The sequence below is a fragment of the Nonomuraea sp. NEAU-A123 genome, from assembly GCF_018603905.1.
In the GTDB taxonomy this organism is placed as follows: Bacteria; Actinomycetota; Actinomycetes; order Streptosporangiales; family Streptosporangiaceae; genus Nonomuraea.
In genome coordinates this window covers 1-15,934 of the sequence record NZ_JAHFZZ010000010.1, presented here as the reverse complement: position 1 = coordinate 15,934, position 15,934 = coordinate 1, and the positions used below count along the sequence as shown (strand labels likewise).

The 15,934-nt window shown below is 71.1% G+C and carries 10 protein-coding genes; 5 read left to right on the top strand and 5 right to left on the bottom strand.

Annotated features, from left to right (window positions below; all coding sequences use genetic code 11):
* Positions 1 to 15: 15 nt before the first annotated feature.
* The 4 genes from KLK06_RS30115 to KLK06_RS30100 are packed head-to-tail and all read right to left on the bottom strand — an operon-like array spanning position 16 to position 5,577.
* Positions 16 to 1,698 carry a glycosyltransferase family 2 protein gene (locus KLK06_RS30115; protein WP_214639038.1) on the bottom strand — a complete coding sequence of 561 codons (1,683 nt, stop codon included), beginning with the start codon at positions 1,696 to 1,698 and terminating at the stop codon, positions 16 to 18.
* A complete protein-coding gene (locus KLK06_RS30110) occupies positions 1,695 to 3,653 on the bottom strand; it encodes a glycosyltransferase (protein WP_214639037.1) in 1,959 nt (652 codons plus the stop codon). Before KLK06_RS30110 ends, KLK06_RS30115 begins: the two co-directional genes overlap by 4 nt.
* Complete coding sequence (locus KLK06_RS30105; RefSeq protein ID WP_214639036.1) at positions 3,650 to 5,143, bottom strand: glycosyltransferase family 2 protein; 1,494 nt, start codon at positions 5,141 to 5,143, stop codon at positions 3,650 to 3,652. The genes KLK06_RS30110 and KLK06_RS30105 overlap by 4 nt, the downstream gene beginning before the upstream one ends.
* Entirely contained in the window at positions 5,140 to 5,577 is a 438-nt protein-coding gene (locus KLK06_RS30100; protein ID WP_214639035.1) for a hypothetical protein, read from the bottom strand. Before KLK06_RS30100 ends, KLK06_RS30105 begins: the two co-directional genes overlap by 4 nt.
* A 237-nt stretch (positions 5,578 to 5,814) precedes the next feature.
* Between KLK06_RS30100 and KLK06_RS30095 the strand changes: the two genes are divergently transcribed.
* Complete coding sequence (locus KLK06_RS30095) at positions 5,815 to 6,924, top strand: glycosyltransferase (protein WP_214639034.1); 1,110 nt, start codon at positions 5,815 to 5,817, stop codon at positions 6,922 to 6,924.
* Complete coding sequence (locus KLK06_RS30090) at positions 6,921 to 8,543, top strand: glycosyltransferase family 2 protein (RefSeq protein ID WP_214639033.1); 1,623 nt, start codon at positions 6,921 to 6,923, stop codon at positions 8,541 to 8,543. The genes KLK06_RS30095 and KLK06_RS30090 overlap by 4 nt, the downstream gene beginning before the upstream one ends.
* Here KLK06_RS30090 and KLK06_RS30085 read toward each other — a convergent pair.
* Positions 8,540 to 10,045, bottom strand: a complete 1,506-nt coding sequence (locus KLK06_RS30085; RefSeq protein ID WP_214639032.1) for a glycosyltransferase family 2 protein — start codon at positions 10,043 to 10,045, stop codon at positions 8,540 to 8,542. The genes KLK06_RS30090 and KLK06_RS30085 overlap by 4 nt on opposite strands.
* Before the next feature lie 158 nt (positions 10,046 to 10,203).
* Between KLK06_RS30085 and thrC the strand changes: the two genes are divergently transcribed.
* The 3 genes from thrC to rho all read left to right on the top strand — a co-directional run bounded on the left by thrC (position 10,204) and on the right by rho (position 15,696).
* The gene (gene thrC / locus KLK06_RS30080; protein ID WP_214639031.1) at positions 10,204 to 11,262 is read left to right on the top strand and encodes a threonine synthase; all 1,059 of its coding nucleotides are present in this window, start codon (positions 10,204 to 10,206) and stop codon (positions 11,260 to 11,262) included.
* A gap of 774 nt (positions 11,263 to 12,036) precedes the next feature.
* The gene (locus KLK06_RS30075) at positions 12,037 to 13,083 is read left to right on the top strand and encodes a homoserine kinase (RefSeq protein WP_214639030.1); all 1,047 of its coding nucleotides are present in this window, start codon (positions 12,037 to 12,039) and stop codon (positions 13,081 to 13,083) included.
* A 456-nt stretch (positions 13,084 to 13,539) separates the two neighbouring features.
* Positions 13,540 to 15,696, top strand: coding sequence for a transcription termination factor Rho (gene rho / locus KLK06_RS30070; RefSeq protein WP_214639029.1), 2,157 nt, complete (start codon positions 13,540 to 13,542; stop codon positions 15,694 to 15,696).
* Positions 15,697 to 15,934: the final 238 nt, after the last annotated feature.

Sequence of the window (15,934 nt, the reverse complement as noted above, 5' to 3'; positions counted from 1 at the left end):
GAATCGAAGCGGGCGTCAGGTGTCCGGGAAGGCCAGTTTGCGGACCCGGCGGACGGCGCGTTTGAGAACCGTGCGGTCCTGGTCCTGGGTGCGGGACAGGCGGACGGCCTCGCGGCGCCACGACTCGGCCTTCTCGCGCCACCGTTCCGCGTCCCTGCGGCCCTTGCCCGCCTCCCTGCGGAGCTGGGCGAGTTCGGCCTGCATGAGGGCGGTGCGCTTGCGGAGGCGGGTGATCTCCTTCTCGTACTGGGTGGTGATCCGGTCCAGTTCGGGGACCGGGCGGCGGCGGGGCGGGTAGATCGGGGGGCGGCGGGTGAAGCCCCAGGTGTCGCCGTCCAGCCACTCCAGGCCGAAGACCTCGTCCAGGACGGTGTCCAGGTGCTCGCCGGGGTGGGATACCAGGGCGGCGCGGGAGAGGGCGGCGGTGCGTTCGAGTCTGGCCACGGTGACGCCCTGGTCGGTCTCGTCGAGGGCGACGCAGAGGGCGCCGCCGTCGTGCTCTTCCAGGTGGTCGACCAGGCGTTGCAGGGTGTCGCGCGCGGGCACCCAGCCAGGAGGCATGAGGAGGCGGAACGGCGGCACCACCCCGGGAGACCCCGAGGTCTCGGCCAGCCGTACTCGGGGATCGTGTTCGAAGGTGGCGTGGATGAGGCGGAGGTCCAGGTCGGGGTCGCGGAGCGGGGAGCGGCGGCCGTTCCCCAGCGCGGACCAGGGGCCGGTGATGGTGATCGCGACGTCCGGCACCGAGCTCGCCAGCAGGCCGTCGACCGTCGCGCGGACGTCCTCGTAGCCCGCCGCGGGGACCGTGGCGTCCACGTACGGGACGAGCCACTGCCGGCCCGGGTCCGTGCGCAGGTAGCGCCGGTACGGCACGCGGTCCGCCACGTAGGGGTCGTTGTACCGCTTCAACGAGAGAAAGTCGCGCATGGCGGTCGGCAGCCCGATGTGCCACACGCGCGAGTCCGGGTCCGGTACGTACACGGCGCCCGCCTGAGTGAGCCGGTAGCCGAGCTCGGTGTCCTCCGCCAGCACCAGCGAGGTGTCCAGGCCGCCGATCGAGCGCAGCAGAGAAGCGGGGTAGGAGACGGTGGCGCCCACGTGGATGCGGGTGGCCAGGGAGTTCGGGGCGGTGCGCAGGCCCTCGTGGTCGAGGATGATCTTCTCGGCCCAGTCGTGGCGGTGCGGTGAGAGGGGGAACAGCTTGTCCTCGTGGCCGTCTTCGAGCGCCTGGCGCACCTCGCGGGGGGTGGGCAGCACCTCGCCGGCGGTGAAGTCGATCCACCCCAGCACGACCAGGTATGGAGCCAGGTGGTGCCAGCGGAGCTGGGCCTCGACGTGGCGGTGATGGGGGACCATGTCCGCGTCCAGCACGAAGATGATCTCACCGGTGGCGGCGTCGATGCCGGTCTGTACGGCCCAGGCGCGGCCCCAGCCGCCGGGCGGGCTGGTGATGAGGCGGGTGCGGGCCGGGGTGAGTTCGGGCAGGCGTACCGGCACCGCGCTGCCGTCGTCCACGACGATCACGTCGAGCAGCTCGGCCGGGTAGCTCTGCGCGGACAGGGCGGCCAGCGTGAGGTCCAGCGTTTCCTGGCGGTCATGGGCCGGGACGACCACGGTGACGGTCAGCTCGGGTGTCCACTGGCCGAGGAGGGGCGGGGTGAGCACGCCGTAGTCGTTGCGGCGGATACGAGGGGTCACGGCTGCGCGCTCCCTTCGAGTTCCATCAGGGAGCTGGGGCGGAAGCCGCGCCACTGGTTCCTGTTGCGCTGCAGGAATGTGCCGATCGGCTCCTGCCAGGTGTGGTTGGCTGCGGGGCCGCGGCGCAGGATGTACCCGAGGCCGTGCGTACGGTAGATCTGCCCGCCGGCCGCCTGCAGCGCCTCCTGGAACTGGGTGTCGACCGACCGGCGCAGCGGCCGGAAACCGCCCACCGCCTGGAACGCCGAGCGTTCCACCAGGATCGTGCCGCCCGCGACGAAGCTGGTGATCTGCTCGGTGATCTGCTTGCGGTGCACGGTGACGTCGATCGACGACAGGTAGACGAACTCGGGCACGGTGCCCACCACCTGGGCCCCCGAGTAGGAATGCGCCAGCAGCAGGTCGGCCAGGAAGTCGGGGCCGTACCAGTCGTCGTCGTCCATCTTCAGCAGGAACGACCCCGAGGCCCGCGCCGCCGCCTCGTTGAGCACCTCACCGAACACCGCCCGGTGGTCGGCCTCCAGGATGGTCAACGGGCCGTCGAAGGCGGCGATGGCCGCGGCCACGTCCGGATGGCCCGGGGGTACGCCGTGCAGGGCGAGGATCACTTCGAGCTGGACACCGCGCTGGCGGCCGACCTGCTCGAGCGCGAACCCGACCATGTCGGCCCGCCGCGTCGCCAGCAGAACCGAGGTCAGCGGGGGAGCGGGAGCGGGGGCGCCGAGCTGCTCCCAGCGGGCGGCGACGCCATGGGTGCGCAGCGCCTCGCGGCGTAGCCGGATGCTGTGCTCCTCGCGGCCGAGCTCGTCGGAGAGATCGGGATCGCTGAGCAGCAGCCGGGCGAGCTCGTCGCCGAGTGCGCCCGCCCAGCGCGGCACCGTGTGCGCGGTCAGCGGTACGCCGGCCGCGGCCAGGCCCGTGAGCACGCGGACGGCGGCGAGCGGGCCGCTGTGGGCGTGGTGCCAGTCGATCTCCACGCCGCGGATCTGCCGGAGCCTGCCCACGTCGGCGTCCGTCACGCCGCCCGACTCGGCGAACGCGGTCACCACCTTCCCGTCGAGCACGACCGACCAGCGGCCGTCGCGCTCCACCAGGGACGCCGGGCCGCGTGACGGGGTGGTGACGAAGCCCTGCGGGTTCACCAGCCGCTCGTCGACCGGTGGGATCATCGACGGCTCGCCGAGCACGTCGGGGTCGACCAGCGACAGCCCGGCGCCACCGGGGCGGCCGAGCCGCTCCCAGCTCGCGGACCGCGAGGTCGGCCGCTCGATCGGTGTCTGGGACCCGGACCAGTCGGCCGGGTCGCTGTCGTCAACGCCCTCATCGGCCGAATCCTGGCCGATTCCCAAGGCTCCCAAGGCGTCGGGCGTGCGCATTCCTGTGGCGTCGAGCGTGCGGAGCACGACATCGCTGCCCGGGGCGCCGACCCGTTCCGGCACCGGCCCGGCCAGCTCGGCGGGCGTCGCGTTCGGGTCGCCGGGACGCCAGGCCGCCGCGCCGACGCCGGCGATCGCCGCCGCGGGCGCCGTGATCACGTCGAGCCGGTGCCCGGCGAACGCCCGAGCCGTCGCGGCTACCGTACGGCCGGCCGGGGTGGGCGCCGAGAACCGCGCGTCCACCACCCACACCCTGTCCTTCGGCTGGTAGACCCGCAGATCCGTGAGCGAGCGCCAGCGGTGCGCGGGCGTCGGGGTGGGCACGGGCGCCGGATGGGAGGCGGGCGAGTCGAGCACGGCCACGACCACCCGCCGGGCGTCCGGCAGCAGCTTGTGCAGCGTGGCGGCCCGGCGCAGGTCGGCAGGGGTACGGGCGATGATGAGCACCTCGTGCACCCGTTCGGCGTCCGCGAACGGCTCCAGCAGGTCCCGGTCCAGGTCCACGGCGTCGACGTCGTGCTCGACCCCGGCCAGGAAGATCCGGGCCTTGGGCATCTCGGCCAGCAGTTCGCGGATCATCCGGCGCTCCGCAGGTGTCTGATGAGCGAGGTCAGCGGCCCGGCCGAGTCGTCGGGGACGGGATCGGCGGACAGCCGGTCCACCTCGGCCGTCAGCCGCTCGATCTCCGCCTTCAGCTCCTTCACCTCGTCCTGCCGCTTGCCCGCCAGCGCCCGCCACTTGGCGGGGTCTCCGGCCAGCGGTTCGGCCTGGTCCTCCGGGGCGAAGCCGTACTCGGCCCCGCTCACCCAGATCGATCCGAACATCTCATCCACCAGATCGTCGGTCCCGCCGTGGAACAGGGCCGCGCGGGAGAAGGCCGCGGTGCGCTCCAGCCTGGCGGCCACGACTCCGGCCTCGCCCTCGTCGAGCACGGCGCAGACGAGTCCCAGCGTGTCCTGTTCGGCCAGCCGTACGAGCCGGGAGAGCGTGTCGGCGCCCAGCACCCAACCGGACGGGAGCGTGAGCAGGAAGGGGGCGGGGGCCGCCGAGTCGGGCGCGGACGTCACGAACGTGACGCGCGGTTCGTGCCGGTAGAGGTTGTGGATGAGGCGCAGGTCGAGCAGCGGGTCGTCGAGGCTGTCGCGGCGCTCGTCCGTCAGCTTGTCCCAGGGGCCGACGATGGCCACGGCCGTGTCGGTGATCGTCCCGGCGAGCGCGGAGTCGGCACTGGCGCGCGTCCGCTCGTAGCCGGCCGCCTCCACGACGACCTGGACGTACGGCACCAGCCAGCGGCGTCGCGGATGGTTGCGCAGCCAGCGCAGCTCGGGCAGCAGATCGCCGAGGAACGACCAGTTGTGCCGGTGCACGTCCTTCTCGCGGCGCATCACGGTGGACGGGCCGACATGCCAGGCGCGAGCCTGCTCGTCGGGGATGAACACCGCCCCGGCCTGCGCCAGCCGGTAGCCGAGTACGGTGTCCTCGGCCATGTTCAGGCTGGCGTCCACGCCGCCCGCGGCGCGCAGCAGGTCGGCGCGCACCGAGGTGGAGGCGCCGGTATGCAGCAGGTACGCGCTCGAACCCGCGTCCTTGAGCATCCTGGTGGACTCCAGGGTCATGCGCGTGTACTCGGTGCGGGTGCCCTCCTCGCCCAGAGCCGCCACGAACCGGGTGTCGCTGATCACGACGGCGTGGTCGATGAGGTGGTGCCAGCGCATGTGCGCTTCCAGGTGATCCGGGGCCAGGACCATGTCCGAGTCGAGCCAGTGGATCACATCGCCGGTCGCGGCGAGCCGGCCGGTCTCCCTGGCCGCGCCGCGTCCCCAGCCCTCGCGCACCCGGACCACCCGGACGCCGGGTAGGTCGAGGGGCGGCTCGCTGCCGTCGTCGGCGACGACCACCTCGACCAGCTTGGCGGGGTAGGTCTGCTCCGCCAGCGCGGCCACGGTCCGGGCGAGCGCCGGTGCGCAGTTGTAGGCGGGAATCACCACGGAAACGGTCAGAGCGGGCTGCCAGGCGCCGATGGCCGGCGGCTCGAGCGTTCCCCAGTCGTTGTGCCTTATCCGCGTCATACCGGGTCCTTGGCCAGCGCGCGGACCTCCTCGCGCAGCTCCTCCACCTCTCGCGCCCGCGTCATCGCGTTGACCCGGTCCTCGCCCAGCGAGGCCAGGATCGCGCCGAGATCATCCTCGCGCCGCGTGGCCGACTGCTCGACGGCCTCGGCCAGACGGTCCAGCCGCGCCTCGATGCGCTTGAGCGCCGTGGCGGTCTTGGCCAGCTCGGCCTCGTGCTTCTTGGCTCGCAGGTCGATGCGCTGGGCCTTGCCGTCGATGCGCCGTACGGTCAGCACGAGTACGGCGAGCCCGGCCAGCGTGATGGCGAACGCCCCCGTAGCGGCGGCGGCGCCGAACGTGAGCAGACCGGCGAGGACGAGCACCACGAGCACGGCAACGGCCAGAACTCCGAGGATTGCGGCGGTCGCTGCCAGTCGGCGGGGCGAGAGCATCCGCGCATACCTTTCGTAGTCATGACATTTCAGGCGTCAATGGGGTATTGACACCTTAATAAACATTTGCCACTACCGTGCCACAGGTTCCTGGACAAAAACTGGGAGAATCCTGCTGGTTCGGCCTACGTTACCTTCACACTGGCCATCCACCCCAAGGTGAACTCAACGTCTCAAGGGGTGTCAGACCGGCGTAAGGTGGGCGCCTGACTGAGTCCCCGTCGGTCGAGGAGCACCATGCCCGTCACCCCCTGTGGCTTCGCGCGTACGCCGGAAAAGGGGCTCGCTCGCCTGCATTGGAGCGATGGCCACCCCGCCGAGCTGCCCGGTGCCTTCTCCGGGTGGGCGGTGGACGGCCACGAGCCCGACGTGCCGGCGCTGCGCCCGCTGCGCGGCCTGGAGATCGAGTGGCCCGAGCGCGAGGTGCCGCTGGCCGGGCTGGTCCGGCTCGCGGCGGCGGGCGTGCCGCTGACCACGCACGACGCCCCCGCCTGGGTCCCCGCCGAGCTGGCGGCGCTGCTCACCGACCGCGACTGGCTCGGCCACACCGGGACCGGCCCCAGGTCGCTGGCCGACCTGCGCCGCGAGGAGCACAGCGTGCGGCTGCGCCGCCTGACCCACCGCCTGCCGCCCTCGCGTACGCCGCGGATCAGCGTGGTCATGTCCACCAGGCGCCCGGCGATGGTCGCCGGCGCGCTCGCCCAGATGGCCCGCCAGCGCGACACCGACATCGAGGTGCTGCTCGGCCTGCACGGCGTCCCCTTCGACGCGGTACGGCAGGCGGTCGAGAGCTGTCCCCTGCCCGTGACCTGGATCGAGGCCCCGGCCGAGACGCTGTTCGGCGAGGTGCTGAACGAGGCCGCGGCCCTGGCGTCCGGCGACTACCTGGCCAAGTGGGACGACGACGACTGGTACGGCCCCGACCACCTGGCCGACCTGGTCATGGCGGTGTCCTATTCGGGGGCCGACATCGTGGGCACCACGGCCGAATTCTTTTACCTGGAGCCGTTGCACGCCACGATCAGGCGCACCACGTTCGCCAGTGGCGCCGCCTATCCGAGCGAGGTTTCCAGCGATCACGTAGCAGGCGGCACGATTCTCGCCACAAAAACGATATTTCAGGACGTAGGGGGATTTCCGGCTCAGCCGCGGGCGGTGGACCGGGACTTCCTCAAGGCCGCCCACGAGGCCGGGGCGAGCATCTACCGCACCCACGGCCTCGGCTACGTGCTCCGGCGCACGCTGAGCGACCAGCACACCTGGCAGCTCCCGCTCGCCCACTTCCTCAAGGTCGCCGCCAACCAGTGGCACGGCTTCCGCCCGAGCCTGCTCTTGGAGACGGTATGAGCAGGGTTCGCGGTAACGACTACCGGATGCTCGAACCTCCGGAGACGTACTCGCCGACGCTGCGGGTCAGCGTGGTCGTGCCCGCGTACGGCGGCCAGGACAAGCTCGACCTGGTGCTGGCCGCGCTCGCCCGGCAGACCTACCCCGCCGGGCTGATCGAGGTCATCGTCGTCGACAACGGCAGCTCCCCGCCGTTGCGGCTGCCGGAGGAACGCCCCGAAGACACCCGGCTGATCGTCTGCCCGGAGCCGGGCCGGGCCGGCGCCCGCAACGCCGGGCTCGCCGAGGCCACCGGCGACGTGATCCACTGGCTCGACTCCGACGTCGTGCTCACCCCCGGCTCGATCGAGGCGCACATGCGCTGGCACCACGCCGCGCCCTACCTGGCCGTGACCAGCTACATCAGGTTCACCGAGTCGCCGGTGCCCGCCGAGCTGCCCGACGACCTGGAGAAGGCCTTCGAACCCGCCGAGCCGCACGCCTGGATCGTCGACCTGATCGAGCGGACGAACGGCCTCACCGACAACACCCAGCGCCCGTTCAGCCTGCACGTCGGCGGCGCGACCTCGGTCAACGCCCGGCTGGTCGCCGCCGCCGGGACGATGGACGACGAGCTGATACTCGGCCAGGACACGGAGATGGGTTACCGGCTCTACCAGGCCGGGGCGGTGTTCGTACCGGAGCCCAGGGCCCGTGCCTACCATCTCGGGCCGACCATGCGGATGCGCGACCAGCGGCCCATCGACCGCGTGAGCTACGCGTTCGTCGCCGACCGCATCCCCGCCTACCGGTGGCTCCGCTCGCACCCCTCACGCCAGTGGAAGGTCCCGTACGTCGCGGTCGTCGTCGACGGCACCGCCGGTTACGAGCAGGTCCGCGCCACGGTCGACGCCCTGCTGGCGGGCACCATGCTGGACCTGTCCATCGTCGTGGTCGGCCCCTGGGACTCCCTCGAGCGCGAGCGCCGGGCGCCGTTGAAGGACCCCGCACTCGACCTGGTGCTGGTCCACGGCCACTATCTGCACGAAGGCCGGGTACGGCTGGCGGTCTCCGGCGAGGTCGACCCGGCCGTGCCGTACGTGCTGCGGCTGCCCGGCGGCTGGGTGCCGGGGGAGGACAGCCTGGCCAGGCTGCTCGATTTGGCCCGCGCCGAAGGGCTCGGGCTGGTGAACGTGCTGCTCCACGAGTCGCCGGACGGCGTCGTGGGCGCGCGGCTGGAGCGCGCCTCCGCCTTCGCCCGCGCGCGGATCGTCGTACGCCCCGGCGAGGATCTCGACGACGCGGTGGACGACGTGTCGGGCGTCTCGTGGGTGGAGGGCGAGACGTACGGGTTCGCGACGGAGCCGGCGGAGCTGCTCGGCCGCCGCAGCGCCTACCGGGCCCGGCTCAAGGCGGAGGCGGAGGCGGCGCGGCTGGCCAGGGAGGCCGAACGGCTGCGCGCGCAGGTGACCAAGTGGCGCGACGAGGCCGGGCGCTGGCGCAAGAGCGCCGTGGAGCTGCGGCGCGACGTCAGCACGCTGCGCCGCCAGTTGGCCGCCGCCAACCGCGCCCAGCAGAGCATGCGGGTGCTGCTGGCCACCACGGTCAAGCGCGCCCTGGGCAAGCGGCTGCGCGGCTAGCTGGGGCGGAGGGCTGACTTCAGTCGGCCCAGAAGGCTCCGTTCCTCGGCGGCCGAGGTGGGGATCGTGACGATCGGCGCCGCGGGCTTCGCGGCTGGGCCGTCCAGGGGTTTCTGGGCTGCGGGCTTCGGTGGTGCGGCCGGGGGCCAGTAGCGGTCCGGGGGCTCGTGGCGTACGCCGTGCGTGGTCTCGATGATCTTGTCGAGATCGTCGCCCGGCGTGGTGAGCAGCAGGGCCCGGCCCATGGCGGAGGTGCGTTCGAGGCGGGCCGTGCGGCCGTCGGGCAGGTCCACGACGAGCACGCCCGTCAGGTCCTTCTGCACCGTCTCGATCATCCGCTCCAGCGTCGCCTTGTGCAGCGGCACGTCCACCGGTCCCCGATAGCGGAACGGCGCGGGCGCCGGCGTCGGGGCCGCCTCGTCGATCAGCCGGATCCGGTCGTCGTGCGCGAACAGATCACGCATCAGCCGCATCTCGAAGCACGGGTCACTGAGCACGGCCCGCCGCCCGTCGTGCAGCCGCGCCCACGGTCCCACCAGCGTCACCACGACGTCCTGCAGCTTGCCGTCGAGCGCCGCCGCCGCCGCCTGCCGGACGACCGCTTCCGAGGTGTCCGTGACGTCCAGGACAATCTCGACGTACGGTACGAGCCAGCGGCGGCCCTGGTCCTTGCGCAGGTCGCGGCGGAGCGGGATGCGGTGCGCGAGGTACGGCTCGACGGCCCGCACGGCGCGTTCCCGGTCACGGTGCTGGGCGGGCAGCCCGAGGTGCACCGCCTGCGCCTCCATGTCCGGGATGAACACGACGCCGTGCATGGCCAGCCGGTAGGCGAACTCGGTGTCCTCGCCGCGCACGACGTTCGGGTCGAGACCGCCCACGGCGTGGAAGACCTCCCGGGGAAGGGCGAAGGTCGGTCCTGTGCACACGTGATAGGGATTGCGGCTCTTGCGCAGCCCGTCGGTCTTGGCGATCGTCGCCTCGGTGGAACTCGACACCCCCGACGCCAGGTCGAACACGTCTCCCAGGTGTCCCGCCCGGAAGACCTGCTCGGCGGTGAGCGCCGGCACCTCGACGAACCTCTTCATCCCGATCGTGACCAGATAGTCGGTCACGTGATGCCACCGGGCCAGGGCCTCGATGTGCTCGCGGCAGGCCACCATGTCGGCGTCGAGCCGCTGGATGATCTCGCCGTCGGCGGCCTTGGCGCCGGTGTTGACGGCGTTCGAGATGCCCCAGCCGGTCTTCACCGGGACGATCCGGGTGTTGACCGGCCGGATCTCCGGCAGCCGGATCGGCGGCTCGCTGCCGTCGTCCACGACCAGGACCTCCATGAGGTGATCCGGGTACGTCTGAGCGGCCAGCGCGGCCAGTGTCAGCTCCAGCTGAGGCCCACCGTGCGCGGGTATCACCACGCTCACGGACAGGGCCGGTGACCAGGCGCCGAGCTCCGGCGGTGTCAGCGGAGAATAGTCGTTCTGCGTCATGGCAGGACGCGCGTTCATGGTGATGACCCCCCTGCCGGGGACCATACCGGGAGATGCTGAAAATTTCCCGAATTGTTGGTTGTTGCGGCCACCACTCGGCGACCCGGGACTCGGCTCGGCGCCTACTGCCAGGACCCCGTACACTCGGTGGCCAAGACCGCAGGTAGGGAGTCAATATGAGCAGGTCGTGGCGTGGCCTCATCGAGGAGTACCGAGAGCGCCTTCCGGTCACCACGAAGACGCCCGTCATCACGCTGCTGGAGGGCGGCACGCCGCTGGTGCCCGCGCACCGCGTCTCCGCGCTGACCGGGTGTGAGGTCTACCTCAAGGTGGAAGGCGCCAACCCGACGGGCAGCTTCAAGGACCGCGGCATGACGATGGCCATCAGCAAGGCCGTCGAAGAGGGGGCCAAGGCGGTCATCTGCGCCTCGACCGGCAACACCTCGGCCTCGGCCGCCGCCTACGCCGTACGGGCCGGGCTCACCTGCGCCGTGCTGGTGCCGCGCGGCAAGATCGCGATGGGCAAGCTGGCCCAGGCGCTCGTCCACGGCGCCACGCTGCTCCAGGTCGAGGGCTCGTTCGACGACTGCCTGGAGATGACCCGCAAGCTGTCGTCCAGCTACCCGATCGCGCTGGTCAACTCGGTCAACCCGTTCCGGCTGCAGGGCCAGAAGACGGCCGCCTTCGAGATCGTCGACACGCTGGGCGACGCGCCCGACATCCACTGCATCCCGGTGGGCAACGCGGGCAACATCTCGGCCTACTGGATGGGCTACCGGGAGTACGCCACGGACGGGATCGCCACCAAGACCCCGCGCATGTTCGGCTTCCAGGCCAGCGGCGCGGCACCGATCGTCAACGGCGCGCCCGTCGCCCACCCGCACACGATCGCCACCGCCATCCGCATCGGCAACCCCGCCTCCTGGCAACTGGCCACGGCGGCTCGCGACGAGTCCGGTGGCGCCATCGAGTCGGTCACGGACCGGCAGATCGCGACCGCGTACAAGCTGCTGGCCCAGGAAGAGGGCGTCTTCGTCGAGCTCGCCTCGGCGGCCAGCGTCGCCGGCCTCCTGCAGGCGCACGGGCAGGGGCTCATCGCCCCCGGGCAGCGCATCGTCTGCACGGTCACGGGCAACGGCCTCAAGGACCCCGACTGGGCGATCGCCGGCGCCCCGGCTCCGGTCACCATCCCCATCGACGTCCACGCAGCCGCCGCCGCCCTCAACCTGGCCTAGGAACGCCGCTCGCGCCCGTAAGAGCGGGACTGTGTGATTCCCCACACCGACCGGCCACACCGACCGGCCACACCGGGCGGCCACACCGGGCGGCCGGCCTCGCTGGGCAGCCCGGCGCGCTGGGCCGCGTGGTGCGTGCTGGACCGCGCGTGCTGGACCCGACACGCCGGACTGTGTGGTGTGTGCTGTGCGGTGGGGTGTGTGCCGGGTCGTGTGGCGGGCGCCAGGCCGTGCGGTGCGTTCCGTACGTGCGGTACCTGCCAGGCGGTGCGGTGCGGTGCGTGGCAGGTCGTGTGGTGCGTGCCAGGCCATGAGGCGGGCGCCAGGCTGTGTGGTGTGTGCCGTGCCGTGCGATGTGTGCCGGGCCGTGTGGTGCGTGCCTGGCCGTGCGGTGGGCGCCAGGTTGTGCCGGACCGGCCGGTGCGTTCGGTTGGGACGGTCCGGCACTCTTGCGGGACCCAGCGCCGGGTCGGCGGGATGTGGTGAGGTGGGGGGCGGCGCAATGTGCACGGCGCCTGGGCTGGGCCACGGCAGGCGGCCAAGCGGCAAGCGTTCCGGCCTTGCCGCACGACAAACCGGCTCCGCCGTACGAGAAACCGACAAACCGACAAACCGACTCTGCCGTACGACAAACCGCCGTGCGACAGGTCGGCTCCGTCGTACGACAAGCCGCCGTACGAGAATCCAAGCCCCGGCCGTACCAGAAAGCAGCCTTGCCGTACGAGAAGACAGCCCCGCCGGCACTGACGGCGGTGGCGGGAGAGAGACAGGCGAATGAGCACCGTTGACATCCGCGTACCGGCCACCTCGGCGAACCTGGGCCCCGGCTTCGACTCCCTGGGCCTGGCGCTGGACCTGTACGACGAGGTCCGAGCCACGCTGACCGGCGAGCGGGGCGTCCACGTCACCGTCGAAGGAGAGGGCGCGGGCCAGGGCGAGCTCGATCTCGGCGAAGGACACCTGATCATCAAGGCCATGCGCAGGACGTTCGACCGCATGGGGGTCCCCCAGCCCGAGGGCATTCGGCTGCACTGCCGCAACCGCATCCCGCACGCCCGCGGCCTGGGCTCGTCCTCGGCCGCCGTCTGCGCGGGCATCCTCGCCGCCCGTGCGCTGGCGGGTGCCGGGCCAGGTACCGAAACACATACCGAATCGCGAACGAAAACTGACTCGCGTCCGGAATCGGCGCCACGGACCGCCGGATCGCACGCGGAGGCGAGCGAGGGCGGGCCGCACGCGGGCGGATTCTCCGACGGCGTAGGGCTTTCGGACGACGAGGTGTTCGCGCTGGCTACCGAGATGGAGGGGCATCCGGACAACGTGGCGCCGTGCCTGGCCGGAGGGCTGACGATTGCCTGGACCGACCACTCCGGATCACCGCGTATGGTGAAACTGCTCCCGGATGTGCGCATCCGGCCTGTCGTGTTCGTTCCGGCGACACGGTTGGCCACGGAGACCGCACGGGGGTTGCTGCCGAAGGACGTGCCCCACAAGGACGCCTCTTTCAACGCCGGCAGGGCTGCGTTGCTGATCGCGGCGTTGACCCAGCGGCCGGAGCGCGGGTTGCTGTTCGCCGCCACGGAAGACCGTCTTCACCAGGATTACCGTGCGCCTGCGATGCGGGCCAGTGCGGATCTGGTAGAACGTCTCCGTGCAGTGGGCGTGCCCGCGGTCGTTTCGGGAGCGGGTCCCACAGTTCTTGCGTTTTCTACACCGGATTCGCAGGATTTGATCGCGCCAGAAGTGGGTAATGACTGGCACATCCAGCTTATGGACGTCGACCCAGTTGGTGCGAACGTTCAGTTCCCCGAGACACGCTGATGCCTCTTTAGACCTTCAGGGAATAGCCGTGTGCGCTGGTGATGTTAGGCTGATAGCCGCACCAGATGCCCCCTTGTTGGGTGCGTGCTTGTCAGCCACACATCGCTGCATCATGCTGCACGTCGCGAGGCGTGTGCAGCGCGGCTGTCTCCCCGGAATCCGTTGCCTCCGGTTGGCCCACACCCGGTTGGCCCAACGTGAGGCGGCGACGACGGGGGTCTGCGCGTTCGAATCACCTCGACATCTGGCTGGCGACAGCAATCTGAGGGGTGTCATCCACGCGTCACTGTCCTGTGGTCGCTTGGACGCGCCTCTCCCAAGAGTGGCGGCCGTCCCCAGCGGCGGCCGAAGATCGCAACGTGCACCCCGACCCGGTCTGTCCCGCCGGATCGCAAGCACCTCCGGGACGCCCGGCAGAACAAAAACCGGCGCCCGACCCCTGGGAAGGACCTTTAGTTGAGCGACACCACCGAACTCCTCTCCGACGCACCAGGCTCACCTGCGCAGCCCGCGTCCGGCGACACCCCCACCCGCGCCGCGGCCAAGCCCCGTGCGCGTCGCTCCGGCACCGGCCTGTCCGCCAAGGTGCTGCCCGAGCTGCAGAAAATGGCCGCTGAGCTGGGCATCAGCGGCACCGGGCGCATGCGGAAGAGCCAGCTCATCGCGGCCATCCAGGAGAAGCAGGGTGGCGGCACCGGGGAAGCCGCGCCCGCTGCTGTTGCCGAGGCTCCGGTCGCCGCCGAGGCGGCACCCGCCGCGGAGCGGCCCACCAGGACGCGCCGGGAACGTTCCCGCCCCAAGACCGTTGAAGAGCCCGTCGCGCAGGCCCCCGAGCCGGTGGCCGTGGCCGCCGAGCCCGTGGTCGCCCCGGCCGAGCCGGTCGTGGAGCAGGCCCAGCCGGCCGAAGGCCAGCTCGACTCGCGTGCCGACCGTGGTGAGAGCCGCCGTGAGCGGCGCACCAGAGGCGAGCGCCGCGACCGTGGTGACCGTGGCGGCAGCGATCGTTCCGGCAACGACCGCGGCGAGGGCGGCCGTGGCGAGAGCAGCCGTGATGGCCGCGACAGCCGTGGCGAGAGCAGCCGTGACGTTCGTGACGCCCGTGATGTTCGTGACGCTCGTGGCGAAAGCAGCCGCGACATTCGCGACAATCGCGACAACGGTCGTGACATCCGTGACAACCGTGACAACGGCCGTGACAGCGGCCGCGCCGACCAGCGTGAGCGTGTCGCCGACGGCGGCCGCGGCGGTGACCCGCGTGGCGGCAGCGACCAGCGCGGTGACCAGCGCAGCGACCCCCGCAACGATCAGCGGGGCGACTCGCGCAACGATCCGCGGGGCGACTCGCGCAACGATCCGCGCGGCGGCAGCGACGATGACGACCGCGGCGGTCGTGGCAGGCGGGGCCGCTTCCGTGAGCGCAACCGCGGCCGTGGCCGTGAGCGCTTCGAGAGCAACGAGCCCGTGATCGGCGACGACGACGTGCTCATCCCGATCGCCGGCATCCTCGACATCCTCGACAACTACGCGTTCGTCAGGACGAGCGGCTACCTGCCCGGTAGCAACGACGTCTACGTCTCGCTCGCCCAGATCCGCCGCAACGGCCTGCGCAAGGGCGACGTCATCACCGGCGCCGTCCGGCAGCCGCGCGACGGCGAGCGCCGCGAGAAGTTCAACGCCCTGGTCCGCCTCGACACCGTCAACGGCATGGACCCGGAGCAGGCCCGCAACCGGCCGGACTTCAACAAGCTCACGCCGCTCTACCCGCAGGACCGCCTGCGTCTCGAGACCGAGCCGAACATCCTCACCACGCGGATCATCGACCTCGTCTCGCCGATCGGCAAGGGCCAGCGTGGCCTCATCGTCTCGCCGCCCAAGGCCGGTAAGACGATGGTCCTCCAGGCGATCGCCAACGCGATCACCCGCAACAACACCGAGTGCCACCTGATGGTCGTGCTGGTGGACGAGCGGCCTGAAGAGGTCACCGACATGCAGCGGTCGGTCAAGGGCGAGGTCATCCACTCGACCTTCGACCGTCCCGCCGAGGACCACACCACGGTCGCCGAACTCGCGATCGAGCGGGCCAAGCGCCTGGTGGAGCTGGGCCACGACGTGGTCGTGCTGCTCGACTCGATCACCCGGCTCGGCCGCGCCTACAACCTCGCGGCTCCCGCGAGCGGGCGCATCCTGTCCGGTGGTGTCGACTCGACCGCGCTCTACCCGCCCAAGCGCTTCTTCGGCGCCGCCCGCAACATCGAGAACGGCGGCTCGCTGACGATCCTCGCCACGGCCCTGGTCGAGACCGGGTCCAAGATGGACGAGGTTATCTTCGAGGAGTTCAAGGGCACCGGCAACATGGAGCTCAAGCTCAGCCGTTCCCTGGCCGACAAGCGCATCTTCCCCGCGGTGGACGTCGACGCGTCCAGCACCCGTAAGGAAGAGATCCTCATGGCCAAGGACGAGCTCCAGATCGTCTGGAAGCTGCGTCGCGTGCTCCACGCGCTCGACATGCAGCAGGCGCTCGAACTGCTCCTGGAGAAGATGAAGGAGACCAAGTCCAACGCTGAGTTCCTCCTGCAGGTCCAGAAGACCACGGTGAGCAACGACCGCGACTAGGTCCGTTGAAGAGGGGCGGTGGGGGTTCTCCCTGCCGCCCCTTTTCCTTTTTCGGCTCTTGTACGGCACAGCCTGGTCGGCGCCAGACACCGACCAGGGCTGGGGGCCTCCAGGACTCTGTTGGTTGATTTGGTTGCTGGGTGTTAGGCGGCCAGGCCGTAGGCGTGGGCCAGGCGCATCAGGCGTGTGGTGCGTCTGGCTGTGGCGGGCTTGCCGGGATGCTGGTTTTGGAGCCAGG